The sequence below is a fragment of the Pseudomonas sp. NY15372 genome, from assembly GCF_048068215.1.
Taxonomy (GTDB): domain Bacteria; phylum Pseudomonadota; class Gammaproteobacteria; order Pseudomonadales; family Pseudomonadaceae; genus Aquipseudomonas; species Aquipseudomonas guariconensis_A.
Genome location: NZ_JBLUPY010000002.1, coordinates 186,582 through 213,398, shown reverse-complemented (window position 1 = coordinate 213,398; position 26,817 = coordinate 186,582). Strand labels below are relative to the sequence as shown.

The 26,817-nt window shown below is 65.1% G+C and carries 24 protein-coding genes; 13 read left to right on the top strand and 11 right to left on the bottom strand.

Annotated elements, in window-relative coordinates:
• Window positions 1-15: 15 nt before the first annotated feature.
• Window positions 16-996, bottom strand: coding sequence for a hypothetical protein (locus ACNFG0_RS02580; RefSeq protein ID WP_196166370.1), 981 nt, complete (start codon window positions 994-996; stop codon window positions 16-18).
• 123 nt (window positions 997-1,119) lie between these two features.
• Here ACNFG0_RS02580 and ACNFG0_RS02575 point away from each other — a divergent pair, with 123 nt between their 5' ends.
• From ACNFG0_RS02575 to yccS, 7 genes are all read left to right on the top strand, one after another.
• Window positions 1,120-1,983 carry a LysR family transcriptional regulator gene (locus ACNFG0_RS02575; RefSeq protein ID WP_196166369.1) on the top strand — a complete coding sequence of 288 codons (864 nt, stop codon included), beginning with the start codon at window positions 1,120-1,122 and terminating at the stop codon, window positions 1,981-1,983.
• 163 nt (window positions 1,984-2,146) lie between these two features.
• Window positions 2,147-3,589: a TldD/PmbA family protein gene (locus tag ACNFG0_RS02570; protein WP_416763950.1), complete on the top strand. Its 1,443-nt coding sequence runs from the start codon at window positions 2,147-2,149 to the stop codon at window positions 3,587-3,589.
• The gene (locus tag ACNFG0_RS02565) at window positions 3,589-4,920 is read left to right on the top strand and encodes a TldD/PmbA family protein (RefSeq protein ID WP_416763949.1); all 1,332 of its coding nucleotides are present in this window, start codon (window positions 3,589-3,591) and stop codon (window positions 4,918-4,920) included. Before ACNFG0_RS02570 ends, ACNFG0_RS02565 begins: the two co-directional genes overlap by 1 nt.
• Before the next feature lie 153 nt (window positions 4,921-5,073).
• The gene (gene mdtD / locus ACNFG0_RS02560; RefSeq protein WP_196145108.1) at window positions 5,074-6,501 is read left to right on the top strand and encodes a multidrug transporter subunit MdtD; all 1,428 of its coding nucleotides are present in this window, start codon (window positions 5,074-5,076) and stop codon (window positions 6,499-6,501) included.
• Between the two features lie 112 nt (window positions 6,502-6,613).
• A complete protein-coding gene (gene dbpA / locus ACNFG0_RS02555; protein ID WP_416764000.1) occupies window positions 6,614-7,951 on the top strand; it encodes an ATP-dependent RNA helicase DbpA in 1,338 nt (445 codons plus the stop codon).
• 148 nt (window positions 7,952-8,099) lie between these two features.
• A complete protein-coding gene (locus tag ACNFG0_RS02550) occupies window positions 8,100-9,281 on the top strand; it encodes an NAD(P)/FAD-dependent oxidoreductase (protein ID WP_416763948.1) in 1,182 nt (393 codons plus the stop codon).
• 189 nt (window positions 9,282-9,470) lie between these two features.
• Window positions 9,471-11,651, top strand: coding sequence for a YccS family putative transporter (gene yccS, locus ACNFG0_RS02545; protein ID WP_196145111.1), 2,181 nt, complete (start codon window positions 9,471-9,473; stop codon window positions 11,649-11,651).
• Window positions 11,652-11,708: 57 nt separating this feature from the next.
• Here the strand turns inward: yccS and ACNFG0_RS02540 are convergent, their stop codons facing one another.
• The 8 genes from ACNFG0_RS02540 to tkt all read right to left on the bottom strand — a co-directional run bounded on the left by ACNFG0_RS02540 (window position 11,709) and on the right by tkt (window position 18,931).
• Window positions 11,709-12,005 (bottom strand): winged helix-turn-helix domain-containing protein, encoded by a 297-nt coding sequence (locus ACNFG0_RS02540; RefSeq protein ID WP_070090534.1) that lies wholly within the window; start codon window positions 12,003-12,005, stop codon window positions 11,709-11,711.
• A 12-nt stretch (window positions 12,006-12,017) separates the two neighbouring features.
• Window positions 12,018-12,518 (bottom strand): M48 family metallopeptidase, encoded by a 501-nt coding sequence (locus ACNFG0_RS02535; protein ID WP_196155222.1) that lies wholly within the window; start codon window positions 12,516-12,518, stop codon window positions 12,018-12,020.
• A gap of 125 nt (window positions 12,519-12,643) precedes the next feature.
• Window positions 12,644-13,708 carry a class II fructose-bisphosphate aldolase gene (gene fba / locus ACNFG0_RS02530; protein WP_084854068.1) on the bottom strand — a complete coding sequence of 355 codons (1,065 nt, stop codon included), beginning with the start codon at window positions 13,706-13,708 and terminating at the stop codon, window positions 12,644-12,646.
• A gap of 98 nt (window positions 13,709-13,806) precedes the next feature.
• Entirely contained in the window at window positions 13,807-14,136 is a 330-nt protein-coding gene (locus ACNFG0_RS02525) for an MliC family protein (protein WP_084854066.1), read from the bottom strand.
• 161 nt (window positions 14,137-14,297) lie between these two features.
• Window positions 14,298-14,513: a hypothetical protein gene (locus ACNFG0_RS02520; RefSeq protein WP_196145938.1), complete on the bottom strand. Its 216-nt coding sequence runs from the start codon at window positions 14,511-14,513 to the stop codon at window positions 14,298-14,300.
• A 32-nt stretch (window positions 14,514-14,545) separates the two neighbouring features.
• Window positions 14,546-15,709 (bottom strand): phosphoglycerate kinase, encoded by a 1,164-nt coding sequence (locus tag ACNFG0_RS02515; protein WP_196145939.1) that lies wholly within the window; start codon window positions 15,707-15,709, stop codon window positions 14,546-14,548.
• Window positions 15,710-15,721: 12 nt separating this feature from the next.
• Entirely contained in the window at window positions 15,722-16,783 is a 1,062-nt protein-coding gene (gene epd, locus ACNFG0_RS02510) for an erythrose-4-phosphate dehydrogenase (RefSeq protein ID WP_196155220.1), read from the bottom strand.
• 150 nt (window positions 16,784-16,933) lie between these two features.
• Window positions 16,934-18,931, bottom strand: a complete 1,998-nt coding sequence (gene tkt, locus ACNFG0_RS02505; protein WP_196145941.1) for a transketolase — start codon at window positions 18,929-18,931, stop codon at window positions 16,934-16,936.
• Window positions 18,932-19,243: 312 nt separating this feature from the next.
• On the opposite strand from tkt, the gene ACNFG0_RS02500 reads away from it, so the two are divergent.
• From ACNFG0_RS02500 to ACNFG0_RS02480, 5 genes are all read left to right on the top strand, one after another.
• Window positions 19,244-20,236: an ArsR/SmtB family transcription factor gene (locus tag ACNFG0_RS02500; protein WP_196145942.1), complete on the top strand. Its 993-nt coding sequence runs from the start codon at window positions 19,244-19,246 to the stop codon at window positions 20,234-20,236.
• Between the two features lie 19 nt (window positions 20,237-20,255).
• Window positions 20,256-21,446: a methionine adenosyltransferase gene (gene metK / locus ACNFG0_RS02495; RefSeq protein ID WP_196145943.1), complete on the top strand. Its 1,191-nt coding sequence runs from the start codon at window positions 20,256-20,258 to the stop codon at window positions 21,444-21,446.
• Window positions 21,447-21,714: 268 nt separating this feature from the next.
• Complete coding sequence (ligB, locus tag ACNFG0_RS02490) at window positions 21,715-23,388, top strand: NAD-dependent DNA ligase LigB (RefSeq protein ID WP_416763947.1); 1,674 nt, start codon at window positions 21,715-21,717, stop codon at window positions 23,386-23,388.
• A 61-nt stretch (window positions 23,389-23,449) separates the two neighbouring features.
• On the top strand, window positions 23,450-23,845 hold the full coding sequence (locus ACNFG0_RS02485) for a DUF1090 domain-containing protein (protein WP_196145945.1): 396 nt from the start codon (window positions 23,450-23,452) through the stop codon (window positions 23,843-23,845).
• A 127-nt stretch (window positions 23,846-23,972) separates the two neighbouring features.
• Window positions 23,973-24,368, top strand: coding sequence for a DUF1090 domain-containing protein (locus ACNFG0_RS02480; RefSeq protein WP_196145946.1), 396 nt, complete (start codon window positions 23,973-23,975; stop codon window positions 24,366-24,368).
• A 125-nt stretch (window positions 24,369-24,493) separates the two neighbouring features.
• On the opposite strand, the gene ACNFG0_RS02475 is transcribed toward ACNFG0_RS02480, so the two are convergent.
• Entirely contained in the window at window positions 24,494-24,940 is a 447-nt protein-coding gene (locus ACNFG0_RS02475) for a c-type cytochrome (protein WP_196145947.1), read from the bottom strand.
• A gap of 118 nt (window positions 24,941-25,058) precedes the next feature.
• On the opposite strand from ACNFG0_RS02475, the gene ACNFG0_RS02470 reads away from it, so the two are divergent.
• Window positions 25,059-26,210: a murein transglycosylase A gene (locus ACNFG0_RS02470; protein WP_416763946.1), complete on the top strand. Its 1,152-nt coding sequence runs from the start codon at window positions 25,059-25,061 to the stop codon at window positions 26,208-26,210.
• 215 nt (window positions 26,211-26,425) lie between these two features.
• Here the strand turns inward: ACNFG0_RS02470 and ACNFG0_RS02465 are convergent, their stop codons facing one another.
• The gene (locus ACNFG0_RS02465) at window positions 26,426-26,812 is read right to left on the bottom strand and encodes an MAPEG family protein (RefSeq protein WP_196145949.1); all 387 of its coding nucleotides are present in this window, start codon (window positions 26,810-26,812) and stop codon (window positions 26,426-26,428) included.
• Between the last annotated feature and the right edge of the window lie 5 nt (window positions 26,813-26,817).

Genomic DNA, 26,817 nt, shown 5'->3' with positions numbered 1-26,817 from the left:
GTCCCAGAGGAGTCGCTACTGAAGGTATTTCGCGATCTGATAACGCACCGAACCGTCACCACTGGCGAACTCGTCCACCACGCTGCAGTTGCAGTGCCGGGCCCTGATACGGCGGAACTGTTCGGGCGTGTATTTGAGGCAGATATTGGTCAGCAGGTAGCCCTGCTGCCGCAGGTGCTGGACAGGCTGAAGGGTCACGGCCACATGGATCGACTCGTCCAGGAGCCGTAACGGCAGGAGGATGGCTTCGTGCTCGCCCGACGGGGTAAAGCCTTGTTGAAGCGCCACCATTCGCGAGAACTCGACCATGCAGGGGTTGGCATAGAACGCGAGGATGGCGTTTTCCAGGCCTTGGTCGTACACCTGCATTTCCGAAAGGATGTAGGTCGCATCACCTGCAAGATTACGGATCAGCCGCCCGGTGCTCACGGGCAGCTCGTTTCCTTCCTGGAACCCCAACAGGGTGATCAGGGTGAGTTCCTGGTCGTGACGCAATGCGTCATGGGTGACGGTGCGGTAGTCGGCGGCCATGTAGTTGAAGCTGCCCGCCCCTTGCACGATGGGACGCACGGCATCGCTCATGGCGATTTCCGAGGCCTGGTTGATGTCGATGGCGGTATAGCGGATGGAGCTGGACGTTTGGGCCATGCGCTTGAGCAGGCATGCGCTCTTGATCGGCTCGGGCCCCAGCTCGACATAGTGAACGCGGCGCCCACTGCCCAGAGCAGCCAACCGCTCGGCAACGTTGCCGATAACGTTCTTGAGCGCCCCCTGCCCCTGCGCATCGGCGCATAGCCCACTCTGGCCCACGCCCTGCTCGTTCAAGGCACGCATGAGCAGGAAGATCTCGTGGTTGAAACGATGATCTGCCAGAGGGCCAGGCTCTGGCTGGGCCAGGGTCGAGTACTTCTCGTGGTTCTCGACGGTCCATAAACGCACGTTCTGGTAGGAGGGGTTGCGTACGAGTGCATCTACAACGAAGTCGTTCAGGCTCATCCGTATCATTCCATTGCAATTCGGGGGGAGGCATGCCTTGACCCCACAGTAAGAGGGGGTATAAAGCCTGTACAGTTGAATAAATCGAAGCGCTGATTCGATCCGAGCAAATCAGGTGGCGACATGGGCAAAGGCCTCGACATCGATGTACTGCGAACCTTTCAGGCAGTCGCCCGGCTAGGCCGCTTCAAGGATGCGGCCGACTATGTCCACCGCAGCCCCTCGGCGGTGACGACGCAGATCCAGAAGCTGGAAGAAAAGCTCGGGCAACAACTGTTCGCGCGCAGCAACCAGTCGGTGGAACTGACCCCGGCAGGTCGGCAGTTGCTGGGCGAGGCCACACATTTCCTGATGGCCCATGACAAGCTGCTGGCAAAATTGTCGCCACAGCAGATGACCGGCAAGGTGCGCCTGGGGGTGCCCGACGGCTATGCCGCCGACCTCATGAGCGACTTCCTGCCGGTGTTCGTGGCCAGCAATCCGAAACTGGAGCTCGAAGCCGTGGCGCGCTCCAGCGCGGAGCTTATCGACCTGTTTGCGCGACAGCGGCTGGACCTGGCAGTGGCGGTCAGCCATGAAACCTGGGAGCAAGGTGAATGGCTGCGCTCGACCCAGCCGCGTTGGGCTTCAGCCCCCGGCTTCATCCATGATCCAGGCCGCCCTTTGCCGTTGGCACTGCAGTTGAAGGGCTGCCCGTACCGGGAAGCCGCCCTGCAGGCCTTGAAGGCCCACGGCATTGCCTACCGCATCCTGCTGGAAAGCGCCAATTGGCATGCGGTGCTGGCCTGCATGAGAAGTGGCCTGGCTGTCGGCATCGTCGAAGGGCTGGACAGCGGGGACACCTCGCTTGCGTTCGTAGAGGGGATGGGCCTGCCCGACTTCGCCGAGCACCATGTTTACCTGCTCACGGACACCTCCCACCATGTCGCGCTACACCTGAACGCGATGTTGAAAGCCGCCATTCAGAAGGAAGGCGCGGCCCAGTGATACCGCCGACTCGCCTTGGTGAATGGCTCGCTGCATGGTAATCCCTGACCTGCAGGTACCGGGCTGCCATAATGACCAGGCATCGTCCGAGGTCGCGCCCCACCCGCCAAGGCATGCAAAAGGGTGGCTCTAGGGGGAGCCACCGCGCACCGGAGGTTCCCGCATGTTCGATTCCAGCGCCCTGCTGCAACAGCGCTTCAAAGCGCTGCGCAGCTCGGCCGAACTGTTTTCCCTACGCCATGTGAAGCAGTCGCACCAGAGCCTGTCGGTGCGCCGCAATGTGGCCGAGCCGCCTTCTTTCAGCCAGGACGAAGGCGCGATGCTCACCGTACGCGTCAATGGCGTCGAGGCCTACGCCGCCACCGCCGACCTGTCCCAGGCCGGGCTGCAGCGCGCCCTGGAGCAGGCCGAAGCCCTGGCCCGCACCATCGCCGCCCACAGCTTGCTCGACCTGCGTGACCAACCGGTGCCAAGCCAGCGTCACGACCATGTCTCGCCCAACTTCGATCAGCCCCTGCCAAGCCTGGCCGAGTGCCTCGAGCTGCTCGCCAGCGAGTCGGCCAGCGTGCCCAGGGACAACCGCCTGGTGGACTGGCAGGCGAGCCTGGGCACCAGCCTGGTCGAGCAGACCTACCTGAACTCGGCCGGTGCCGAACTGCGCCATGCCCAACGCTTCCTGTTCCCCGGCCTGAGCGTGACCGCCAGCGATGGCCAGGACAGCCAGTGCCGCAGCCTGGGCCGGGAGAATTTCGGCCAGCAGGGCGGCTTCGAGGTCATCGAGCGCTGTGGCCTGGTCGGCGCCGCCCGCCGCATCGCGGACGAAGCCCTGCAACTGCTGCTGGCGCCCAATACCCCCAGCGGCCCCCGCGACCTGCTGCTGATGCCCGACCAGATGATGCTGCAGATCCACGAGTCCATCGGCCACCCGCTGGAAATGGACCGCATCCTCGGCGACGAGCGCAACTACGCCGGCACCAGCTTCATCAAGGCGAGCGACTTCGGTCACCTGCAGTACGGCTCGAACCTGCTCAACGTGACCTTCGACCCGAGCATCGGCGAAGAGCTGGCCAGCTACGCCTTCGATGACGACGGCACCCAGGCGAGCAAGCAGTACCTGATTCGCGACGGCCTGTTGCTGCGCCCCCTGGGCGGAGCCCTGTCGCAATACCGCTCGGGCCTGGAGGGCGTGGCCAACAGTCGGGCCTGCGGCTGGAACCGTGCACCGATAGATCGCATGGCCAACCTCAATATCGAGCCCGGCGACCGGACGCTCGCGCAACTGGTTGCCGGCATCGAGCGCGGCATCCTGATGCGCACCAACCGCTCCTGGTCCATCGACGATGCGCGCAACAAATTCCAGTTCGGCTGCGAGTGGGGCCAACTGATCGAAGACGGCGAGCTCAAGGGGGTGGTGAAGAATCCCAATTACCGCGGCATTTCCGCCGACTTCTGGCGCAACCTGTGCGCAGTCGGTGACCGCAGCACCTTCCAGGTGCTCGGCACGCCCAACTGCGGCAAGGGCGAACCCAACCAGGTGGTACGGGTCGGTCACGCCTCGCCGGCCTGTGTGTTCCGCCAGATCGATGTTTTCGGAGGGGACGCCTGATGACCACCCGCTACCAGCAACGTTTCCAAGACCTGCTCGACGCCCTGCGCAGTGCCATCGAGCCAGGGGAACACTTCACCCTTGGCTACAGTGCCGAGCAATCGCAGTTCGTGCGTTTGAACCATGCCAAGGTGCGCCAGGCAGGCCTGGTCAGCCAGGCCAGTGTCCACCTGCGCCTGGTGCGCGACGGCCGCCAGGCACAGCAGCAAGTCACCCTGGGCGACGATACCGCGCTCGATAGCCAACGCCTGCGCGACGCCCTGGCACAATTGCGCCAGACCTTGCCGCTGCTTCCCGCCGACCCCTACCTGAGCCTCGATGAACGCGCCTGGCACAGCCATAGCCTGCTGGAACAGCCGCTGCCGGAGTTGGGTGAAGTGCTGGCACGGGTCGAACGCGAGGCCGGCGACCTGGACCTGGTCGGGATCTATGCCGCAGGCCCGATCTGCCACGGCTTTGCCAGCTCTTTCGGGGCCTTCGGCTGGCACCAGGCCAACAGCTTCAACTTCGACTGGAGCCTGTTCCATGCCAACGGCCAGGCAGTGAAGGCCAACTATGCAGGCCAGGCCTGGAGTGCCGAACAGTTCGTCGCGCGCCTGCGCCAGGCCCGTGAGCAACTGGCATTCCTGGGACGCCCGGCGATTACCCTCAAGCCCGGCAGCTATCGGGCCTACCTGGCACCAGCGGCCATGGACGAGATCGCCGGCATGCTCTGCTGGGGGGGCTTTTCTGCCCAGGCGCTGGCTACCGGCAACAGCGCGTTGCAGCGCCTGTACAACGGCGATGCCTGCCTCAGCCCGCTGCTCAGCTTCGACGAACACGTCAGCGGTTCGCTGAGCCCACCGTTTTCCGATGAAGGCTCGCCTCGCCAGGACCTGCGCCTGATCAATGAAGGCCGCGCCCTGGAGCGCTTGGTCAGCGCACGCAGCGCTGCCGAGTTCGAACTGCAGGCCAACGGCGCCGACGGCTACGAGTCGCCTTGCGCGCTGAGCCTGGCGCCAGGGCACCTGGCATCGGCGCAGGTTCTCGAGCGCCTGGGCACAGGCCTGTACATCAGCAACCTCTGGTACCTGAACTACTCCGACCTGCCGGCCGCGCGCATGACCGGGCTGACCCGCTTCGCCACCTTCTGGGTCGAGGATGGCCAAATCCAGGGGCCGGTGAGCACCATGCGCTTCGATGACAGCCTGTACAGCTTGCTGGGCAGCCAGCTGGAAGACCTGACCCGCGAGCGGGAGCTGATCCTGTCGACCAGCACCTATGGCCAGCGCAGCACTGGGTCGAGTCATTTGCCGGGAGCGTTGGTCAAAGCCCTGACATTGACATTGTGATTGCAGAACAGGGGCTGCTGCGCAGCCCTTTCGCGGCACAAGGCCGCTCCTACAAGGGCGCCACTGCGCCCTGAAGGGGCGGCCTTGTGCCGCGATCGAGGGCGACGCCCTCGCCATGGAAGCATCATGCAGCTCTGGAAGAATGAGGTTCACATGCCCGAACGCGCCCCGCTGGACCCCGTCACCGCCCGCTGGATCCCATGGGTGGTGGCCATCGCCTTCTTCATGCAGTCCCTGGACGGCACCATCCTCAATACTGCCCTGCCCGCCATGGCCCGTTCCCTGGCCGAAGACCCGTTGCGCATGCAGGGCGTGATCATCGCCTACATGCTCACCGTCGCGTTGTTGATCCCCGCCTCGGGCTGGATCGCCGACCGCTTCGGCACCAAGCGCATCTTCTTCAGCGCCATCGTCCTTTTCAGCCTTGGCTCGCTGCTGTGCGCCATGGCCAACAGCCTGACGTTCCTGATCCTCGCCCGGGTCATCCAGGGCCTGGGCGGCGCCCTGATGCTGCCGGTCGGTCGGCTGGTGGTGCTGCGCGCCTATCCACGCTCGGAACTGGTGCGGATCATGAGCTTCGTCACCATTCCCGGGCTGCTCGGCCCACTGCTCGGGCCGACCCTCGGCGGTTGGCTGGTGGAGATCCTCAGCTGGCACTGGATCTTCCTGATCAACCTGCCCGTCGGCGCGCTGGGCTGCTATGCCGTGTGGAAGTTCATTCCCGACCTGCGCGGCGTCGAGCGCACGACCTTCGACGGCCCCGGTTTCATCCTGTTCGGCGCGGCGATGGTGCTGATCACCATCGCCATGGAAGGCCTGGGCGAGCTGCACCTGCCACACCTGCGGGTGATGCTCCTGCTGTTCGCCGGCATGGCGTGCCTGGCCGCGTACTGGCTGCGCGCCGGGCGCGACCCGGAGCCGCTGTTCCCGCCCAGCCTGTTCCGCGTGCGCACCTTCGCCATCGGCATCCTCGGCAACCTGTTCGCGCGCCTGGGCAGCGGCGCCCTGCCCTTCCTCGTGCCGCTGCTGTTGCAGGTGGCGCTGGGTTACTCACCGGCCGAAGCCGGCATGAGCATGATCCCGCTGGCAGCGGCGGCGATGCTGGCCAAGTCCATCGCCAGACCGCTGATCGAACGCTTCGGCTACCGCATCATCCTGACCGGCAACACCCTGTTGCTCGGTGCGCTGCTGGCCAGCCTGGGGCTGGTGGACGAACAGACTCCGTATGCCTTGCTGCTGGTACAACTGGCCCTGCTCGGCGCGGTGAACTCGATGCAGTTCACTGCCATGAATACCGTGACCCTGATCGACCTGGACGACGCCCACGCCAGCAGCGGTAACAGCCTGCTATCGGTGGTCGCGCAATTGTCGCTGAGCCTGGGCGTGGCTTGCGCCGGCGCCCTGCTCGGGGGCTTCAGCGCAGCCGGCAGCGCCGAGGGCGTGGAAAGCACCCTGGGCGCCTTCCAGCTGACCTTCCTGACCATCGGCCTGATGGCGATGCTGGCGGCGGCGATCTTCCTGCAGCTCGCGCCGACGGACGGAAGGCGTGCCCGTCGTCAGGAAGCGCACATGGAGTCGTAGGGCGAATGGCCACGAGGCTGGTAGACTGTGCGGCATTTTTCGCTTCGCAACGCAGGCCCGCCTCGTGACCACCGACTCCACCGCCTTCGCCACCCTGCCGCTGTCCGCTGCCATGCTGGCCAACCTGGACGCCCTCGGCTACACCTCGATGACGCCGATCCAGGCCCAGAGCCTGCCGGTCATCCTCAAGGGCCAGGACCTGATCGCCCAGGCCAAGACCGGCAGCGGCAAGACCGCCGCCTTCGGCATCGGCCTGCTCAACCCGATCAACCCACGCTACTTCGGCTGCCAGGCCTTGGTGCTGTGCCCCACTCGCGAGCTCGCCGACCAGGTGGCCAAGGAGCTGCGTCGCCTGGCCCGGGCCGAGGACAACATCAAGATCCTCACCCTCTGCGGCGGCGTCTCGCTCGGCCCGCAGATCGCCTCGCTGGAGCATGGCGCGCACATCATCGTCGGCACCCCGGGCCGGGTGCAGCAACACCTGGACAAAGGCACCCTGGTGCTGGACGGGCTCAATACCCTGGTACTGGACGAAGCCGACCGCATGCTCGACATGGGCTTCTTCGACGCCATCGCCAGCATCATCGGCAAGACCCCATCACGCCGCCAGACCCTGCTGTTCTCGGCCACCTACCCAGCCGGCATCGAGCAACTGGCCGCCGATTTCATGCGCAAGCCGCAGCAGGTGAAGGTCGAAAGCCTGCACGCCGACAACCAGATCGAGCAGCGCTTCATCGAGATCGACCCGCAACAGCGCCTGGAAGCCGTCACCCGCGTGCTGGGCCATTACCGCCCGCAATCGTGCGTGGCGTTCTGCTTCACCAAGCAGCAGTGCGAGGACGTAGTCGCCCATCTGACGGCCAAGGGCATCGTCGCCCAGGCGTTGCACGGCGACCTGGAGCAGCGCGACCGCGACCAGGTGCTGACGATGTTCGCCAACCGCAGCAGCTCGGTACTGGTCGCCACCGACGTGGCCGCCCGCGGCCTGGACATCGATGGCCTGGACATGGTCATCAACGTCGAGCTGGCCCGTGATGCCGAGATCCATGTGCACCGCGTCGGCCGTACGGGCCGTGCCGGCGAGAAAGGCATCGCCATCAGCCTGGTCGCCCCCGCTGAAGGCCACCGTGCCCAGGCCATCGAAGACCTGCAGAAACGCCCACTGCGCTGGGAACAGCTCGACAGCCTGAAGAACAAGGGCGGCGAGCCCCTGCTGCCAGCGATGACCACCCTGTGCATCGCCGCCGGCCGCAAGGACAAGCTGCGCCCGGGCGATATCCTCGGCGCGCTGACCGGCGACGCCGGCATCCCCGGCAAGCAGGTCGGCAAGATCGCCATCTTCGATTTCCAGGCCTTCGTGGCGGTAGAGCGGGCGCTGGCCAAGCAGGCCATGCAGCGGCTGAACAGCGGCAAGATCAAGGGCCGGTCCCTGAAAGTCCGCATCGTCTGACATTTTTCTGGGGCTGCTGTGCAGCCCATCGCCGGCAAGCCAGCTCCCACAAGATCTCCACAGGCCTCAGGTCGGGTGCAATCCCTGTGGGAGCTGGCTTGCCGGCGATGGGCCGCACAGCGGCCCCTGCTATCCATGAGGTAACACCGTGCACTCCACCGACGTGATCATCCTCGGCGCCGGCGCCGCAGGCCTGATGTGCGCCCAGCTCACCGCCCGCCGCGGCCGCCGCGTGCTGGTGCTCGACCATGCCAACAAGCCGGGCAAGAAGATCCTCATGTCTGGCGGCGGTCGCTGCAACTTCACCAATATGTACACCGAGCCGGCCAACTTCCTCTCGCACAACCCGCACTTCTGCAAGTCAGCCCTGGCCCGCTACACCCAGTGGGATTTCATCGAACTGGTCGCCAAGCACGCAGTGCCCTACCACGAGAAAAAGCTCGGTCAGCTGTTCTGCGACAACAAGGCCAGCGACATCCTCGACATGCTGCTGGCCGAATGTGACGACGCCGGCGCCGAGATCCGCATGCACACCAGCATCGAACAGATCGAGAAGACCGAGAGCGGCTACCTGCTGCAGACCAACGCCGGCCAGTTCGCCTGCCAGTCCCTGGTGATCGCCACCGGCGGCCTGTCGATCCCGACCCTGGGCGCCACCGGCTTTGGCTACCAGGTGGCGCGCCAGTTCGGCCACAGCCTGCTGCCCACCCGTGCCGGCCTGGTGCCGTTCACCATCACCGAGCCTCAACTCAAGGCACTGTGCACCGAACTTTCCGGCACCTCGCTGGACTGCATCGCCAGCTGCAATGGCACCAGCTTCCGGGAAAACCTGCTGTTCACCCACCGTGGCCTGAGCGGCCCGGCGATCCTGCAAATCTCCTCGTTCTGGGAGGCCGGCGACACGGTCGAGCTCAACCTGCTGCCGGATCGCGATGCACTGGTCTGGCTGCAAAACGTCCAGGCCGAACGGGCCAATGCCGAGCTCAAGACCGTGCTGGGCGAGGTGTTCACCCGCAAGCTGGCCAATCTGCTGGCCGAGCAGTGGTTCGTGTCCAAGCCGATGAAGCAGTACACGCCGGCCGAACTGGCCGAGGTCGCCGAAAAACTGTCGGCCTGGCAGGTGGTGCCAGCCGGTACCGAGGGCTACCGCACCGCCGAAGTGACCCTGGGCGGCGTGGATACCCGCGAGGTCTCGTCCAAGACCATGGAGTCGCTCAAGAGCCCAGGGCTGTATTTCATCGGCGAGGTGCTGGACGTGACCGGCCACCTGGGTGGTTTCAACTTCCAATGGGCCTGGGCTTCGGCCAACGCCGCGGCGCAGTTCGTGTAGAGTAGAATCCTTTCAGCAGCACGGAACGCTTCTTGCTGGACCGTGCGGTAAAGCCGGCATTGATCGGGGCTGCGTTGCAGCCCATCGCGAGGCAAGCCCGCTCCTACAGGAGTGGGGCTGCCCCGCGATGGAGCCCCCCAAAATGGACGGCGTGAAAGGTATCCATTCGATCACTGCCAGCAGGCCACCATGTCATCGAGCTCGTTCCGCCATTCATTGCGTCGCCTCTGGGGCCAAGACAAGTTCAGCTACAGCATCCGGGTAACGGTCGCCCTGACCGGCAGCATGGCCCTGTGCTGGTACCAGGACGAAATGGCCCTGCTGATCCCGCTGTTTCTGGGCATCATCGCCAGCGCCCTGGCCGAGACCGACGATGGCTGGCAAGGCCGCCTGAGTGCCCTGGCCGTGACCTTGGTGTGCTTCGCCATCGCTGCCCTGTCGGTGGAGCTGTTGTTCCCCTACCCCTGGCTGTTCGCCGGCGCGCTGGCCCTGGCCACCTTCGGCCTGACCATGCTTGGCGCCCTGGGCGAGCGCTACGGCGCCATCGCCTCGGCCACCTTGATCCTTTCGGTGTACACCATGATCGGCGTGGACCAGCGCGGCGGCGAGGTCAGCGACTTTTGGCACGAGCCCCTGCTGCTGGTGGCGGGCGCGGCCTGGTACGGCCTGCTGTCGGTGCTATGGCAGGCACTGTTTTCCAACCAGCCGGTGCAGCAGAGCCTGGCCAAGCTGTTCCTCGAGCTCGGCCGCTACCTCAAGCTCAAGGCCAACCTGTTCGAACCGATCCGCAACCTGGACCTCGAAGCCCGGCGCCTGGAGCTGGCCCAGCAGAACGGCAAGGTGGTGGCGGCCCTGAACGCGGCCAAGGAAATCATCCTGCACCGGGTCGGCAACAGCCAGCCGAATTCCAAGGTCAGCCGCTACCTCAAGCTGTACTTCCTGGCCCAGGACATCCATGAGCGGGTCAGTGCCTCGCACTACCCCTACAACGCCCTAGCCGAGGCGTTCTTCCACAGCGATGTGATGTTCCGTTGCCAGCGCCTGCTGCGCCAGCAGGGCTCGGCCTGCCAGCAGCTGTCACAGTCGATCCGCCTGCGCCAGCCGTTCGTCTACGGCACAGGCTTCGCCGAGGCGCTAGAAGACCTCAATGCCTCGCTGGAACACCTGCGCATCCAGAGCAACCCGGCCTGGCGTGGCCTGCTGCGTTCCCTGCGTGCCCTGGCCGGCAACCTGGCGACCCTCGACCGCCTGTTGGGCGCCGCGAGCAACCCCGACAGCCTGGCCGACGCCAGCGACAGCAGCCTGCTGGACCGCTCGCCGCGCAACTTCAAGGATGTCTGGAGCCGCCTGCGTACCCAGCTGACACCGACCTCGCTGCTGTTCCGCCATGCCTTGCGCCTGTCCCTGGCGCTGTCGGTCGGCTACGGCATGGTGCACCTGATCCACCCGACCCAGGGCTACTGGATCATCCTCACCACCCTGTTCGTCTGCCAGCCCAACTACGGCGCCACCCGTCGCAAGCTGGTGCAGCGCATTTTCGGTACCGCCATCGGCCTGACCGTGGGCTGGGCCCTGTTCGACCTGTTCCCCAGCCCGATCATCCAGTCCATGTTCGCGGTGGTCGCCGGGGTGGTGTTCTTCGTCAACCGCACCACCCGCTACACCCTGGCCACCGCAGCGATCACGCTGATGGTGCTGTTCTGCTTCAACCAGATCGGCGATGGCTATGGCCTGTTCCTGCCTCGCCTGTTCGATACCCTGGTCGGCAGCCTGATCGCCATCGTCGCGGTCTTCCTGGTACTGCCCGACTGGCAGGGTCGACGATTGAACAAGGTCCTGGCCAATACCCTGGCCTGCGCCAGCGTCTACCTGCGCCAGATCATGCAGCAGTATGCCCATGGCAAACGCGACGACCTGGCCTACCGCCTGGCCCGGCGCAACGCGCACAACGCCGACGCGGCCCTGTCCACTACCTTGGCCAACATGCTCATGGAGCCTGGGCACTTTCGCAAGGAGGCGGACGTGGGCTTTCGCTTCCTGGTGCTTTCCCACACGCTGCTCAGCTACCTCTCCGGCCTGGGCGCCCACCGTGACACGGCGCTGCCGGCCGAAGTCCACGAGCAGTTGATCGACGGTGCCGGCCAGAGCCTGGCCAACAGCCTCGATGAGATCGCCAACGGCCTGGCAGCAGGCTTGCCGGTAGCCGTCCACAGCGACACGGAAGAAGCCCTGGCCGACACCTTGGAACAGATGCCCGAAGAGCTGGATGAACACCAACGCCTGGTGCAAACCCAACTGGCGCTGATCTGCCGTCAGCTAGGGCCCTTGCGCACCCTGGCAGGCCACCTGATCAAGCAGCCTGACGCCTAGCGCTGCAGCGGCGCCCAGACGGCTAATAGCTCCGACCGCAGGAAGCGAACCCGTGGGTCAAGGGTAGCCAAGCACGTCGCGGATCTGGCGCAGGTGCTGGATGATCCACTGCTTGTCGATCGCGCCCCAGTCGTGGATGCGGTAGTGCCCGGCGTGGTTGCGCGCCCCTGCCTGCTGCTCGAACTCGCAGACAATATCCAGGTCGGCCAGGGCGGCGATGGTGTCCTGGGCGGTGCGCCTGGGCATGCCGGTTGCCTCCATCAACGCCGGCACGCTGGTGGCGGTCTGGCTGTCGATCAGCCAAGCCACGTAGAGGCGGCGGTAGAAACTGCTCTTGGTCTTGCTCACATCCATGCCGCTCGATCCTCAGGTGATGCCCGGTAGTTCCCGGTAGGTCAGGTAGACGCGCAGGTCGAACTCCAATTGATGGTAGTCCGGTTCCATGTGCTGGCAGAGTTGATAGAACGCTTTGTTGTGGTCACGCTCGCGCAGGTGTGCCAGTTCGTGCACGACGATCATGCGCAGGAACTGCGGCGCGGCTTCCTTGAACAACGAGGCGATGCGGATTTCCTTCTTGGCCTTGAGCTTGCCGCCCTGCACGCGCGAGACCGCGGTGTTCAGGCCCAGGGCACGATGGGTCAGGTCCAGGCGGTTGTCGAACAGCACCTTGTCCAGGTTCGGCGCGCTGCGCAGGTAGTGTTGCTTGAGGTCCTGGGCATAGCTGTACAGGGCCTTGTCGCTCTGCACGTCGTGGCGCTCGGGGTAGCGTTGGCGCAGGTAGTCGCCCAGGCGATCGGTGGCGATCATCTGGCGGACCTGCTCCTGCAGATGGGGTGGGTAGGCTTGCAGATAACGTAGTGTGGTCATGGCGCCGCGTTCAGCGAAACGAATCGCGGGACAAGCCCGCTCCCACAGGGTTCGGCGTATACAACCCCTGTGGGAGCGGGCTTGCCCCGCGATGGGGCTGCGCAGCAGCCCCGATTGATGCCGGATCAGTTGACCTTGGCAGCCAACTCGCCCTTGGCGTAACGCTGGAACATGCCTTCCAGGGAGATCGGCTTGATCTTGGAGGCGTTGCCGGCAGTGCCGAAGGCTTCGTAACGGGCGATGCACACGTCACGCATGGCCTTCACGGTTTCGGCGAAGAACTTGCGTGGGTCGAACTCGCTCGGGTGCTGGGCCATGTAGCGGCGGATGGCACCGGTGGAAGCCAGGCGCAGGTCGGTGTCGATGTTGACCTTGCGCACGCCGTACTTGATACCTTCGACGATTTCCTCGACCGGCACGCCGTAGGTTTCCTTGATGTCACCGCCGTATTCGTTGATGACCTTCAGCCATTCCTGAGGCACCGAGGAGGAGCCGTGCATCACCAGGTGGGTGTTGGGAATGCGCTTGTGGATCTCCTTGATGCGGTCGATCGCCAGGATGTCGCCGGTTGGCGGCTTGGTGAACTTGTACGCGCCGTGGCTGGTGCCGATGGCGATGGCCAGGGCATCGACCTGGGTCTTCTTGACGAAGTCGGCGGCTTCTTCCGGGTCGGTCAGCATCTGGCTGTGGTCCAGGGTGCCTTCGGCGCCGATGCCGTCTTCCTCACCGGCCTGGCCGGTTTCCAGGCTGCCCAGGCAACCCAGCTCGCCTTCCACCGACACGCCGCAAGCGTGGGCGAACGCCACGGTCTGCTGGGTGACGCGCACGTTGTACTCGTAGTCGGACGGGGTCTTGCCGTCTTCCTTGAGCGAGCCGTCCATCATCACCGAGCTGAAGCCCAGCTGGATGGAGCGCTGGCACACGTCAGGGCTGGTGCCGTGGTCCTGGTGCATACACACCGGGATGTGCGGGAACTCTTCGATCGCTGCCAAGATCAGGTGACGCAGGAAGGGAGCACCGGCGTACTTGCGGGCACCGGCCGAGGCCTGGACGATGACCGGAGAGTCGGTCTTGTCGGCGGCTTCCATGATGGCGCGCATCTGCTCGAGGTTGTTGACGTTGAAAGCCGGAACGCCGTAGCCGAACTCGGCGGCGTGGTCCAGCATCTGGCGCATGCTAATGAGTGCCATTGTGTATCTCTCTCCCGACAAGCGTCGTTGTTTCGTGCAAGCCTGCCGCAGGGGCGGTTGCTGTTCAAGTAGTGTGGGCCGCCTCGCGGCCCGGCCAGTCACGGTGCCTTGCAGCCCCGCCCAATCAGGTCGTTGGTCGCTACCCAGTACACCAGGCCTTCATCGCCCTTGGTGTGCAAGGCCAACACGCCATCGCTGTAGAGCGCACCCGATGCGCCCGGCTCGGACTTGAGCCGGTAGACCTGGTCGCCGCCACCCAGACGCACGTCGACCGACTCCTGGGTAGCATCGGCGAAGCGCCAAAGCACTTCGGCCTGTGTGTCGCAGACCCAGCGGGTCCAGTTGTCCGCCGGGGCGGGTTGCGGCGATTGCAGCAGCGAGCATCCTGCCAGGGTCGCCAGGGCCATCGAGGCCAGTAGCGCTTTCATTCAATTTCCTCGATTTGGGGCTGCTTTGCAGCCCATCGCCGGCAAGCCAGCTCCCACAGGGATCGATGCAGTACCTGTGGGAGCTGGCTTGCCGGCGATGGGCCGCACGGCGACCCCTTCTTCAAGACCACAAATCAGCCTTCAGGTTGCCTATTACCCGATCAAGGGCAACCCGGCGCCTTGCGCTGGTGGTCTTCGTCGTACTTTTCCAGGCCCTCCGGGCCCATGCGCTTGTTGATCACCGGGGCCGTCTCCGCCTGCCACTGGGACTGGTAGCAACCGCCCTTGGGCGGCTGCGACGGTTCGCTGTCCGCGCCCTTGCTGGAGCAAGCGCCCAGCAGCAGGGCCAGGATCATCACAGGCAATTGCTTGACCATCAGGTCGCTCCCTTTGCCAGGCGCCGTCATGCTCAGGCCTTGGCCCGCTCTTCCAGGATCGCCACGGCGGGCAGGACCTTGCCCTCGACGAACTCGAGGAACGCGCCGCCACCGGTAGAAATGTAGGAGATATCGGCGCCAACGCCATATTTGTCGATGGCCGCCAGGGTGTCACCACCACCGGCGATGGAGAAGGCGGCGCTATCGGCGATGGCCTTGGCCAGCACCTTGGTGCCGTTGCCGAACTGGTCGAACTCGAACACACCGACCGGGCCGTTCCACAGGATGGTCTTGGACGACTTGAGCAGTTCGGCGAATTGTTCGGCGGTCTTTGGGCCGATGTCCAGGATCATGTCGTCATCGGCCACGTCGGCGATGGACTTGACGGTGGCTTCGGCGCTCTCGGCGAATTCCTTGGCAACCACCACGTCCACCGGCAGCGGTACGCTGACCTTGGCGGCGATGGCCTTGGCGGTCTCGACCAGGTCAGGCTCGTACAGCGACTTGCCGACCTTGTGGCCGGCCGCGGCGAGGAAGGTGTTGGCGATGCCGCCACCAACGATCAGCTGGTCGCAGACAGTGCTCAGGCTGTTCAGCACGTCCAGCTTGGTGGACACCTTGGAGCCGGCGACGATGGCGGCCATCGGCTTGGCCGGGGCCTTCAGGGCCTTGCCCAGGGCGTCCAGCTCGGCGGCCAGCAGCGGGCCGGCTGCAGCGACCTTGGCGAACTTGGCCACACCGTGAGTGGAACCTTCGGCGCGGTGGGCGGTGCCGAAGGCGTCCATGACGAACACGTCGCACAGGGCAGCGTATTTCTGCGCCAGCTCGTCGGCGTTCTTCTTCTCGCCCTTGTTGAAGCGCACGTTCTCGAACAGCACCAGGTCACCGGCCTTGACCTGGACGCCGTCGAGGTAGTCGGCAACCAATGGCACGTCGCGGCCCAGGGCCTTGCTCAGGTAGTCGGCAACCGGCTTGAGGCTGTTCTCGGCGGAGAACTCGCCTTCGGTCGGGCGACCCAGGTGCGAGCAGACCATCACGGCCGCGCCCTTCTCCAGGGCCAGCTTGATGGTCGGCAGCGCAGCCAGGATACGCGCGTCGCTGGCTACCACACCGTCCTTCACGGGGACGTTGAGGTCTTCGCGGATCAGTACGCGCTTACCTTGCAGGTCGAGGTCGGTCATCTTCAACACGGTCATGAATGCAGTCCTTCAGGGCTGTTTGGTGCGGGTTTGGTGGACGACGCGCAGGAAATGGCCGGCGACGTCGAGCATACGGTTGGCGAACCCCCATTCGTTGTCGAACCAGGCCAGCAGGTTCACCAGGCGGGGGCCGGAAACACGGGTCTGGCTGGCATCGACGATGGCCGAATGCGGGTCATGGTTGAAATCACAGCTGGCATGGGGCAGCTCGGTGTAGGCCAGCAGCCCCTTGAGCGGGCCGTCCAGGGCGGCCTCGCGCAACACCCGGTTGACCTCGGCCGCACTGGTGTCGCGGGCGGTCTGCAGGGTGATGTCCAGGCACGACACGTTGACGGTCGGCACGCGTACCGCTTTGGCCTGGATTCGCCCGGCAAGTTCCGGAAGCAGCCGCTCGATGCCACGCGCCAGACCAGTGGACACCGGGATCACCGACTGGAACGCCGAACGGGTGCGGCGCAGGTCCTCATGGTGGTAGGCATCGATCACCGGCTGATCGTTCATCGCCGAGTGGATGGTAGTGATCGAGACATACTCGATACCGAACGCCTGGTCCAATACCCGCAGCAGCGGCACACCGCAGTTGGTGGTACAGGAGGCGTTGGACACCAGGCGTTCGTCACCGCCCAGGCAGTCCTGGTTGACGCCATAGACCACCGTGGCGTCGACATCCGCTTCACTGGACATCGGTTGGGAGAACAGCACCCGTGGCGCGCCGGCATCGAGGAAGCGCTGGCCATCGGCGCGGGTGTTGTAGGCACCGGAGCATTCCAGTACCAGGTCCACGCCCAGAGCACCCCAGTCGATGCCTTCCGGGGTGGCACTGCGCAAGACCTTCACGCAGTCGCCATTGATGTGCAGGCAATCGCCATCGACCCTCACCTCGCCGGGGAAACGCCCGTGGGTGGAGTCGAAGCGGGTCAGGTATTCGAGGCTGGCCTGGTCGGCTAGGTCGTTCAACGCAACGATTTCGAAACCGGCACCCGCTCCGCGCTCGAACAAGGCGCGCAAGACACAGCGACCGATACGGCCATAACCGTTGAGTGCAACTTTGTAGGGACGCGGATGGGGCATAGGTGGCTCTTGAACTCCGGCGGTTGAACGGGGCCGCTAGGCGGCCCATTCGCGGCACAAGGCCGCTCCTACAGGGGGCGACATGCGCAATACCCTGTAGGAGCGGCCTTGCGCCGCGAACGAGGGCCAAAGGCCCTCACCTTGCCTGTATCAGTCTTCCAGCAGCTCTTCGGCAGTACCCAGGATGTTCTCCAGGGTGAAGCCGAATTCTTCGAACAGTGCCGAAGCCGGCGCCGACTCACCGTAGGTGGTCATGCCGATGACGCGGCCTTCCAGGCCCACGTACTTGTACCAGAAGTCGGCATGAGCAGCTTCGATAGCAATGCGCGCGCCCACTTCCAGCGGCAGCACCGACTGCTTGTAGGCAGCGTCCTGGGCATCGAACACGCTGGTGCACGGCATGGAGACCACGCGGACCTTGCGGCCCTGCTCGGTCAGCTTGGCGTGCGCCTGGACCGCCAGGCCCACTTCGGAACCGGTGGCGATCAGGATCAGCTCAGGCTCGCCGGCGCAGTCCTTGAGGATGTAGCCGCCGCGGCTGATGTCGGCGATCTGCTGGGCGTCGCGCTCCTGGTGCTGCAGGTTCTGGCGCGAGAAGATCAGTGCCGACGGGCCGTCCTTGCGCTCCAGGGCGTTCTTCCAGGACACGGCCGATTCGACCGCGTCGGCCGGGCGCCAGGTGTCCAGGTTCGGGGTGCTGCGCAGGGCGGTCAGCTGCTCGATCGGCTGGTGGGTCGGGCCGTCTTCGCCCAGGCCGATGGAGTCGTGGGTGTAGACGTGGATCACGCGCTGCTTCATCAGGGCCGACATGCGCACCGCGTTGCGCGCGTATTCCATGAACATCAGGAAGGTCGCGCCGTACGGCACCAGGCCGCCGTGCAGGGCGACACCGTTCATGATGGCGGTCATGCCGAACTCGCGCACGCCGTAGAACACGTAGTTGCCGCTGGCGTCGTCGGCGCTCACGCCCTTGCAGCCCTTCCACAGGGTCAGGTTGGAGCCGGCCAGGTCGGCGGAGCCGCCGAGGAACTCGGGCAGCAACGGGCCGAAGGCGTTCAGGGCGTTCTGGCTGGCCTTGCGGCTGGCGATGGTTTCGCCCTTGGCGGCCACTTCGTTGATGTAGGCCTGGGCCTTTTCGGCGAAGTCGGCCGGCAGCTCGCCGCTTTCACGGCGCTTGAACTCGGCAGCCAGCTCCGGGTAGGCCTTGGCGTAGGCGTCGAAGCGCTGGTTCCACTCGGCCTCGAGCTTGGCGCCAGCGGCCTTGGCATCCCACTCGGCGTAGATGTCGGCAGGGATTTCGAACGGGCCGTGGTTCCAGTTCAGTTCCTTGCGGGCCAGGGCGATTTCGTCGTTGCCCAGCGGCGCGCCGTGGCAGTCTTCCTTGCCCTGCTTGTTCGGCGAGCCGAAGCCGATGATGGTCTTGCAGCAGATCAGGGTCGGGCGGTCGCTCTTGCGGGCGGTCTCGATGGCCGTCTTGATCTCGTCGGCGTCGTGGCCGTTGACGTTGCGGATCACCTGCCAGTTGTACGCTTCGAAGCGTGCCGGGGTGTTGTCGGTGAACCAGCCGTGCACTTCACCGTCGATGGAGATGCCGTTGTCGTCGTAGAAGGCGATCAGCTTGTTCAGGCCCAGGGTGCCGGCCAGGGAGGCGACTTCGTGGGAGATGCCTTCCATCATGCAGCCGTCGCCGAGGAACACGTAGGTGTTGTGGTCGACGATGGTGTGGCCTTCACGGTTGAACTGGGCGGCCAGCACTTTTTCCGCCAGGGCGAAGCCCACGGCGTTGGCGATGCCCTGGCCCAGCGGCCCGGTGGTGGTCTCCACGCCTGCGGTATAACCGTACTCCGGGTGGCCCGGGGTGCGGCTGTGCAATTGGCGGAAGGCCTTGAGATCGTCGATCGACAGATCGTAGCCGGTCAGGTGCAGCAGCGAATAGATGAGCATCGAGCCGTGGCCGTTGGACAGCACGAAGCGGTCGCGGTCGGCGAATTTCGGGTTGCTCGGGTTGTGCTTCAGGTAGTCGCGCCAAAGCACTTCGGCGATATCCGCCATGCCCATGGGGGCACCTGGGTGGCCGCTGTTGGCCTTTTGCACGGCATCCATGCTGAGGGCACGAATGGCGTTGGCACGTTCACGACGGCTGGGCATCGCTGAGTCTCCTGGGGCTTGAAAAGGTGGTGAAACGAAAAAAGGCGGCCATTTTCGCCCACAGGCGGGGCCGGGGGCAATGACGGATGGTCGCAGTTGGGTATTTTTCCTATGTTTGAGGCGTAAATCGGGACAAACCTGATGTCGCTGCCGCCCAGTTCGCGGGTAAACCCGCGTCCACAGCTCGGTCTTCCTCCTGTGGGAGCGGGTGTACCCGAGAACCGGGCTATCCCTACCCGCCCGTCATTCAATATCAAAACTTTTTGATATTGGCCTTGCGGGGGCAACGATGCCTGTCTAGACTGCCGCACCATGAACCTGCGCGCGCAACCGATCCCCCAGCAAAGCGAAACCCTGGCAGCCCTGTGCAAAGCCAGTGGCGATGCCTTGCGCCTGAACGTATTGCGTGCCCTGGCCAGCGACTCCTTCGGGGTGCTGGAGCTGGCGCAGATCTTCGATGTCGGCCAATCCGGCATGAGCCACCATCTCAAGGTACTGGCCCAGGCCGAACTGGTGGCCACCCGCCGCGAGGGCAACGCGATCTTCTATCGTCGCGCCCTGCCCGACAGCCTGCGCCTGGGCGGCCGCCTGCACGCGGCACTGCTCGAGGAGGTCGACGGGCTGGCCCTGCCGCAGGATGTACAGGCCCGGATCGCCCAGGTGCAGCAGCGCCGGGCGGCCACCAGCCAGGATTTCTTCCTGCGTGTGGAAGAAAAATTCCGCGCCCAGCAGGACCTGATCGCCGGCCTGCCGCAATACCGCGAAAGCCTCCTGGCCCTGCTCGACAACCTGAGCTTCGGCTCCGAGGCCACGGCACTGGAAGTCGGCCCGGGTGACGGCGGTTTCCTGCCGGACCTGGCGCGGCGCTTCACCCAGGTCACGGCCATGGACAACAGCCCGACCATGCTCGAGCTGGCCCGCCAGGTCTGCCAACGCGAAGGCCTGGATAACGTAAACCTGCAGTTGGCCGATGCACTGGGTGCAACGGATGTGGAAGCCGACTGCGTTGTGCTGAACATGGTGCTGCACCACTTCAGCGACCCGGCCCTGGCCCTGCGCCTGCTGGCCAAACGGGTGAAAGCGGGCGGCAGCCTGCTGGTCACCGAGCTGTGCAGCCATGACCAGGGGTGGGCGCGGGAAGCCTGCGGCGACCTCTGGCTGGGCTTCGAGCAGGACGACCTGGCCCGTTGGGCCCGGGTAGCGGGACTGGTTCCCGGGGACAGCCTCTATGTGGGCTTGCGTAACGGTTTCCAGATTCAGGTCCGCCATTTCCAGCGGACGACTGGCGACACTCACCATCGGTAAATTTTAGGAACCCGTCGAGATGAGCGAATACTCCCTTTTCACTTCCGAGTCCGTGTCCGAAGGGCATCCGGACAAGATCGCCGACCAGATTTCGGACGCGGTCCTTGATGCCATCATCGCCCAGGACAAGTACGCCCGCGTGGCCTGCGAAACCCTGGTCAAGACCGGTGTCGCCATCATCGCCGGCGAAGTGACCACATCGGCCTGGGTCGACCTGGAAGAACTGGTGCGCAAGGTCATCATCGACATCGGCTACGACAGCTCCGACGTCGGCTTCGACGGCGCCACCTGCGCCGTGATGAACATCATCGGCAAGCAGTCGGTGGACATCGCCCAGGGCGTCGACCGCTCCAAGCCGGAAGACCAGGGCGCGGGCGACCAAGGCCTGATGTTCGGCTATGCCAGCAACGAGACCGACGTGCTGATGCCGGCCCCGATCTGCTTCTCCCACCGCCTGGTCGAGCGCCAGGCCGAGGCGCGCAAGTCCGGCCTGCTGCCGTGGCTGCGCCCGGACGCCAAGTCCCAGGTCACCTGCCGCTACGAGAACGGCAAGGTCGTCGGCATCGACGCCGTGGTCCTGTCGACCCAGCACAACCCGGAAGTGTCCTACAAGGACCTGCGTGAAGCCGTCATGGAGCTGATCGTCAAGCACACCCTGCCGGCCGAGCTGCTGCACAAGGACACCCAGTTCCACATCAACCCGACCGGCAACTTCATCATCGGTGGCCCGGTGGGCGACTGCGGCCTGACCGGGCGCAAGATCATCGTCGACTCCTACGGCGGCATGGCCCGCCACGGCGGCGGTGCCTTCTCCGGCAAGGACCCGTCCAAGGTCGACCGCTCGGCCGCCTACGCCGGCCGCTACGTGGCCAAGAACATCGTTGCCGCGGGCCTGGCCGAGCGTTGCGAGATCCAGGTGTCCTACGCCATCGGCGTAGCCCAGCCGACCTCCATCTCGATCAACACCTTCGGCACCGGCAAGATCGCCGACGAGAAGATCGTGCAACTGGTTCGCGAGTGCTTCGACCTGCGCCCGTACGCCATCACCACCATGCTCGACCTGCTCCACCCGATGTACCAGGAGACCGCTGCCTACGGCCACTTCGGCCGCATCCCGCAGCAGAAGACCGTCGGCGACGACACCTTCACCACCTTCACCTGGGAACGCACCGACCGCGCCGAGACCCTGCGCAACGCAGCCGGCCTGTAAGCGTCACACCTGCACTGCCTGTGACAAGCCCCCGCCGAGCGATCGGCGGGGGCTTTTTTCATCCCGCATCGCCCCGCCGGCAAGCCGGCGCCCATAGCACAACGCAAAACTATTGGATTTTGCAGGGCCCCGGGGGAGCCGGGCGATGTGCCGCGCACGCGGCACCCACCCACCGAGCAACGAAACATCGCCTGACACCTTGCTCAGGCACACCCGCCGACAGCGGCCTAGGCTGTGCATTCGACTACGCCACGCACGGATGCCGGCCATGCGCTTCATGTTGTTCTTGCCCCTGTTGCTTTGTTCTTTCGGCCTATGGGCCAATGCCTCCCCCTGCCCCGACTGGGATGCAAAGCGCGCCCACGAAGAGGCTGCGCGACTGGGCGAGGTCATCGCCCGCTGGGACGATCACTACCACCGCCAGGGCGTTTCACTGGTTGCCGACGAAATCTACGACCAGAGTCTTCAACGCCTGCGCGCGCTCCAGGCCTGCTTCGACCTACCTGAGGCGCACGCCCCGTTGTCTGGCGCCGGCGGCCCTATTGCTCACCCCATCGCGCACACCGGCGTGGCCAAGCTGGACGACGAGCGCGCCGTGGCCCGCTGGCTGGAAGGCAAGCGCAACGTCTGGGTACAGCCGAAGGTGGATGGCGTCGCCGCGTCCCTGGTGTACCAGGCAGGCCAGCTGGTGCAGATACTCAGCCGCGGCGACGGTGTCCAAGGGCATGATTGGAGCCGGCACATCGGCCATCTCGCCGGTATCCCACGGCAACTGCCGGAGCCACTGCACCTGGTGCTGCAGGGTGAACTGTACTGGCGCCTTGACCATCACGTACAAGCCCAGGCAGGCGGCGCCAATGCCCGGAGCACCATGGCCGGGTTGATGGCCAGGAAGCAATTGTCCGATGCCCAAGGCGCAAGGGTCGGCGTGTTCGTCTGGGACTGGCCGAGCGGGCCGATCGATCAGGGCGAACGCCTGGCCCGGCTGGCCGAACTCGGGTTTCCCGACAGCCAGCGCTACAGCGTCGCCATCGACGACCTGGCGCAGGCTGCCCATTGGCGCCAACATTGGTACCGCTCGCCCCTGCCCTTCGCCACCGACGGCGTGATCCTGCGCCAGGACAGCCGCCCACCGGCTCACCGCTGGCGCGCCAAGCCGCCCTACTGGATCGCAGCCTGGAAGTACCCCTTCCAGCAGGCCCTCGCCGACGTGCGAGACGTGCGTTTCAAGATCGGGCGCACCGGGCGCATCACCCCCGTATTGCACCTGAACCCGGTGATGCTGGATGAACGCCGAATCAGCGTGGTCAGCGTTGGGTCACTGGCACGTTGGCAAGCGCTGGACATCCGTCCCGGCGACCAAGTCGCGATCACCTTGGCAGGCCTCACCGTGCCCAGGCTCGAAAGCGTGGTGCATCGCAGCACTGATCGCCCGCCCGTCCTGGCGCCGAACCCCAGCCAACATCATGCGCTCAGTTGCTGGCGGCCGAGCACACCGTGCAAGCAGCAATTTCTCGCCCGCCTGGCCTGGCTAGGCGGGCGCCAGGGGCTGAAGATGCCGGGTATAGGGCCTGCGACCTGGGCGCAGTTGGTCGAGCATGGCGTCATCAGCGACCTGCATACCTGGCTCGGCCTGGAGCGCGAGCACTTGCTGGGCATCCCCGGCATCAGCACGACGCGCGCCGAGCAACTGCTCCAGGCCTTCGCCCAAGCAAGGCGCCAGCCTTTCGAACGCTGGCTTCGCGCCCTGGGCGTACCAGCGCCCAGCCATCTGCAGCTCGCGCCCGACTGGGCAACGTTGGCAACCCGAAGTATCGCGCAATGGCGTGCCGAGCCAGGTATCGGCCCTGGGAGGGCGGCCCAATTGGCGGCGTTTTTCGCGGATGAATCGGTTGGCCTGCTGGCCGAACAATTGCGCGCCCAGGCAATCGAGGGTTTCTAAATTCCTCGGATCAGGGCAGCATTTCTCTTTTTTGTTGCCCTGCCTTCGAATGGAGTCCCCGATGAAACTGCTTTCGTCCCTTGCCCTGACCGCCTTGCTCGGCTTGGCCGCCGGCCCCCTGCTGGCCGTTGAAGAGCAACCTGGGCTGACCGGTTGCGCGGCCAAGCGCCAGGCCATCAGCGCACAGATCGAACAGGCGCGTGCCAACGGCAACGCCGACCAACAGGCAGGCTTGGAAAAAGCCCTCGACGAAGTCACCGAGCACTGCACCGACGCCAGCCTGCGCAAAGAGCGCGAACAGAAGGTGCTCGACGCCCGCCACGAAGTGAACCAACGCACCAAGGACCTGGACAAGGCCATGAAGAAGGGCGACGCGGAGAAGATCAACAAACGCAAGGAAAAGCTCGCCGAGGCCAAGAAAGAACTGCAGGAAGCCGTTGACGGTCTCGAACGCTGATACCGGTGTGGTCGTAAGAATTTTCTGAAAACGATGCAGCGCTTCCGGCCGGGGTTCACCCGGCAGCAGGAATGTAGGCACTATTCCCTACATTCTCTGTTGCCATTACTTTGAAAGGAAACTGCCCATGAAACGTCGCTCCTCCCTGGCGCTGATGATTGCCCTCGGCTTGGCCGCAGGCTCGCTGCAAGCGGCGCAGCCCAGCCCTGGCCTGACCGGCTGCGCAGCCAAGCGCAGTGCCATCGAGAATCAGCTTGTCTATGCCAAAAAGCACAACAACTGGGGCGAGATCCGCGGCCTGGAAAAAGCCCTGAAGGAAAACACCGACCACTGCACCGACGCCGGCCTGCGCCAAGAGCGCCTGGCCAAGATCGAAAAGGCCAAGGCCGAAATCGCCGAGCGCCAGGCCGACCTCGCCGAAGCCAGGGCCAAGGGCGATGCCGGCAAGATCGCCAAGCGCGAGCGCAAGCTTGCAGAATCCGAGGCAGAGCTGAAACAAGCCGAGCTCGAACTGGAGAAGTGATCCTGTCAGGGGCTGCTGCGCAGCCCTTTCGCGGCACAAGGCCGCTCCTACACCGATCGCATATGCCCGTAGAAGCGGCCTTGCGCCGCGAAAGGGCCGCAAAGCGGCCCCAACCCACCACCGCCTCAGTGGTTACGAAACTCCGTATGGCAGGCCTTGCAAGCCGCCTCGACCTTATCCATCGGCGCCTTCAGCCGCGCCGCGTCGAGCGGTTGTTCACGCGTAATCCCCACCAATTCCCCTGTCACCCCCTCCAGTTGCCGCGCCAGGTCATGAAAACGCGCCTGACGCTCCCACACTTCGGGCCGCGCGCTGCTGTCGCCTTCGTCTTTCACCTGTGGAAAATGCTGCCACGGCGCATGGGCCAGGCCGTCGAGCTTCACCGCCCCTTCGGCGAAACGAACGCCGTCGAACGGCAGGCGCCCTCGCAGCATGCCGCCCATGTCCTCGCTGGTCTTGAGCATCTGCTTGAAGATCGCCTTGCGCTGGCCCAGCGGTGAGTTAGGATCGACACGGTCGCAGGCCACCAGGGACAGGCTGGCCAACAGCAGAACGGTGAAACATTTCAACATCACGGTCACATTGGCAGAGGGAAAGGGCCAACAGTATCCTCGTCTGCTCGACAAAGACCAATACCCCTACGAAAAACATGGGTAGCCCACACCCGGCCACCCACTCAAGGATTCGACCATGACATCTGCTCTGCGCCATCTCGCCTGGGCGCTCCCCGCCCTGGCCCTGCTGGCCGGCTGCAATGGCGGCGAGAACGCCAAGCCCGAACCCCACGCCGTGGCGACCTATGCCTCTGCCACCTGGCAAGACCTGCCGAACGTCAGCGACAGCGACCTGCTGGCGGGCTTCCAGGCCTGGCGCAATGGCTGCGAAAAGCTCAAGCGCGACCCGGTCTGGGCCACCACCTGCGAGGCCGCTGCGCGCATGCCGGACGACGCCGCCCAAGTGCGCGCCTTCCTGCAACAGAACCTGCAGGTGTACGGCTTGCGTTCGGCCGAGAACAACGCCAATGGCCTGATCACCGGCTACTACGAACCGGTCTATCCGGGCAGCCTGGAACACACCGAAACCGCCCATGTGCCGGTCTACGGCGTGCCCGAGGACATGATCGTGGTCGATCTGGCCAGCGTCTACCCGGAACTCAAGGGCAAGCGCCTGCGCGGGCGTATCGAAGGCCGGGTGCTCAAGCCCTACGACACCGCCGAGGTAATCTACCGCGACGGCGCCAAGGCACCGGTGCTGGCCTGGCTGACCGACCCGATGGACCTGCAGTTCCTGCAGATCCAGGGCTCAGGGCGCATCCAGCTGGGCGACGGCCGGCAACTGCGCGTGGGCTATGCCGACCAGAACGGCCACCCGTACCGCCCCATCGGGCGCTGGCTGGTCGAACAAGGCCAACTCAAGAAAGAAGACGTCACCATGGGCAGCATCCACGCCTGGGCCCAGGCCAACCCGCAGCGCGTGCCGGAACTGCTGGCCAGCAACCCAAGCTATGTGTTCTTCAGTACCCGACCGGACAGCAACGAAGGCCCGCGAGGTTCGCTGAACGTGCCGCTCACAGCCGGGTACAGCGTGGCCATCGACCGCAAGGTGATTCCACTGGGTAGCCTGCTGTGGCTGTCGACGACCCGCCCAGACGGCACGCCGGTGACACGCCCGGTGGGTGCCCAGGATACCGGCGGAGCGATCACCGGCGAGGTGCGCGCGGACCTGTTCTGGGGCACTGGCCCCGAGGCTGGCGAGCTGGCGGGGAACATGAAGCAGCAAGGGCAGATCTGGCTGCTGTGGCCCAAGGGCGCCCCCTTGCCCGACGTGCCGAAAGTGCCCTGATCTCGTGGGCCCAATCGCCGGCAAGCCGGCTCCCACAGAACAACGCATAACTATTTGATTTTGCAGGTCCTTTGTGGGAGCGGCGGTGCGGCGGTCCCACAGAGGTACATTGTTTTCTGCGCGACAGCGCAGCCCGGAAGGGCTGGGTGATCTCCCACAGAACTATGCATAACGGGCCCTTGTGGGAGCCGGCTTGCCGGCGTTTGGGTTTCCAGTCAGACCGAAACCACGAACAACGCCACGATCATCGCCATCCCGGCGAACCAGACCAGCGAACGCAGGATCGCCAGGTCAGCCAGGTAGCAGATGATGTAGAGCAGGCGACTGGTGATGTACAGCACCGCCAGCACATCCTGGGTCACCTGCTCGGCATTGCCGACGATATCGGCCACCAGCACCGCTGCGGCGAATGCCGGGAACGCCTCGTAACCGTTCAACTGCGCCGCGTGGGCGCGCCGTGGCAGGCCCGAGAGGGTGTCGAGAAACGCACGGGGGTCATGGTTGTCGCGCAGGCCGAAACGGCCACTGCTCAGCTTGGCCGTCAACCCGCACAGCGGCGGCAGGACGAGGGCGATCAGGATGCACCACAGGGCTACGGTCATGGACA

Excerpts from the sequence above, each read along its gene's own strand:
- ACNFG0_RS02580 (WP_196166370.1), bottom strand. The coding sequence starts at position 996 with ATGAGCCTGAACGACTTCGTTGTAGATGCACTCGTACGCAACCCCTCC.
- ACNFG0_RS02575 (WP_196166369.1), top strand. The coding sequence starts at position 1,120 with ATGGGCAAAGGCCTCGACATCGATGTACTGCGAACCTTTCAGGCAGTC.
- ACNFG0_RS02570 (WP_416763950.1), top strand. The coding sequence starts at position 2,147 with ATGTTCGATTCCAGCGCCCTGCTGCAACAGCGCTTCAAAGCGCTGCGC.
- ACNFG0_RS02565 (WP_416763949.1), top strand. The coding sequence starts at position 3,589 with ATGACCACCCGCTACCAGCAACGTTTCCAAGACCTGCTCGACGCCCTG.
- mdtD (WP_196145108.1), top strand. The coding sequence starts at position 5,074 with ATGCCCGAACGCGCCCCGCTGGACCCCGTCACCGCCCGCTGGATCCCA.
- dbpA (WP_416764000.1), top strand. The coding sequence starts at position 6,614 with ATGCTGGCCAACCTGGACGCCCTCGGCTACACCTCGATGACGCCGATC.
- yccS (WP_196145111.1), top strand. The coding sequence starts at position 9,471 with ATGTCATCGAGCTCGTTCCGCCATTCATTGCGTCGCCTCTGGGGCCAA.
- ACNFG0_RS02540 (WP_070090534.1), bottom strand. The coding sequence starts at position 12,005 with ATGGATGTGAGCAAGACCAAGAGCAGTTTCTACCGCCGCCTCTACGTG.
- ACNFG0_RS02535 (WP_196155222.1), bottom strand. The coding sequence starts at position 12,518 with ATGACCACACTACGTTATCTGCAAGCCTACCCACCCCATCTGCAGGAG.
- fba (WP_084854068.1), bottom strand. The coding sequence starts at position 13,708 with ATGGCACTCATTAGCATGCGCCAGATGCTGGACCACGCCGCCGAGTTC.
- ACNFG0_RS02525 (WP_084854066.1), bottom strand. The coding sequence starts at position 14,136 with ATGAAAGCGCTACTGGCCTCGATGGCCCTGGCGACCCTGGCAGGATGC.
- ACNFG0_RS02520 (WP_196145938.1), bottom strand. The coding sequence starts at position 14,513 with ATGGTCAAGCAATTGCCTGTGATGATCCTGGCCCTGCTGCTGGGCGCT.
- ACNFG0_RS02515 (WP_196145939.1), bottom strand. The coding sequence starts at position 15,709 with ATGACCGTGTTGAAGATGACCGACCTCGACCTGCAAGGTAAGCGCGTA.
- epd (WP_196155220.1), bottom strand. The coding sequence starts at position 16,783 with ATGCCCCATCCGCGTCCCTACAAAGTTGCACTCAACGGTTATGGCCGT.
- tkt (WP_196145941.1), bottom strand. The coding sequence starts at position 18,931 with ATGCCCAGCCGTCGTGAACGTGCCAACGCCATTCGTGCCCTCAGCATG.
- ACNFG0_RS02500 (WP_196145942.1), top strand. The coding sequence starts at position 19,244 with ATGAACCTGCGCGCGCAACCGATCCCCCAGCAAAGCGAAACCCTGGCA.
- metK (WP_196145943.1), top strand. The coding sequence starts at position 20,256 with ATGAGCGAATACTCCCTTTTCACTTCCGAGTCCGTGTCCGAAGGGCAT.
- ligB (WP_416763947.1), top strand. The coding sequence starts at position 21,715 with ATGCGCTTCATGTTGTTCTTGCCCCTGTTGCTTTGTTCTTTCGGCCTA.
- ACNFG0_RS02485 (WP_196145945.1), top strand. The coding sequence starts at position 23,450 with ATGAAACTGCTTTCGTCCCTTGCCCTGACCGCCTTGCTCGGCTTGGCC.
- ACNFG0_RS02480 (WP_196145946.1), top strand. The coding sequence starts at position 23,973 with ATGAAACGTCGCTCCTCCCTGGCGCTGATGATTGCCCTCGGCTTGGCC.
- ACNFG0_RS02475 (WP_196145947.1), bottom strand. The coding sequence starts at position 24,940 with ATGTTGAAATGTTTCACCGTTCTGCTGTTGGCCAGCCTGTCCCTGGTG.
- ACNFG0_RS02470 (WP_416763946.1), top strand. The coding sequence starts at position 25,059 with ATGACATCTGCTCTGCGCCATCTCGCCTGGGCGCTCCCCGCCCTGGCC.
- ACNFG0_RS02465 (WP_196145949.1), bottom strand. The coding sequence starts at position 26,812 with ATGACCGTAGCCCTGTGGTGCATCCTGATCGCCCTCGTCCTGCCGCCG.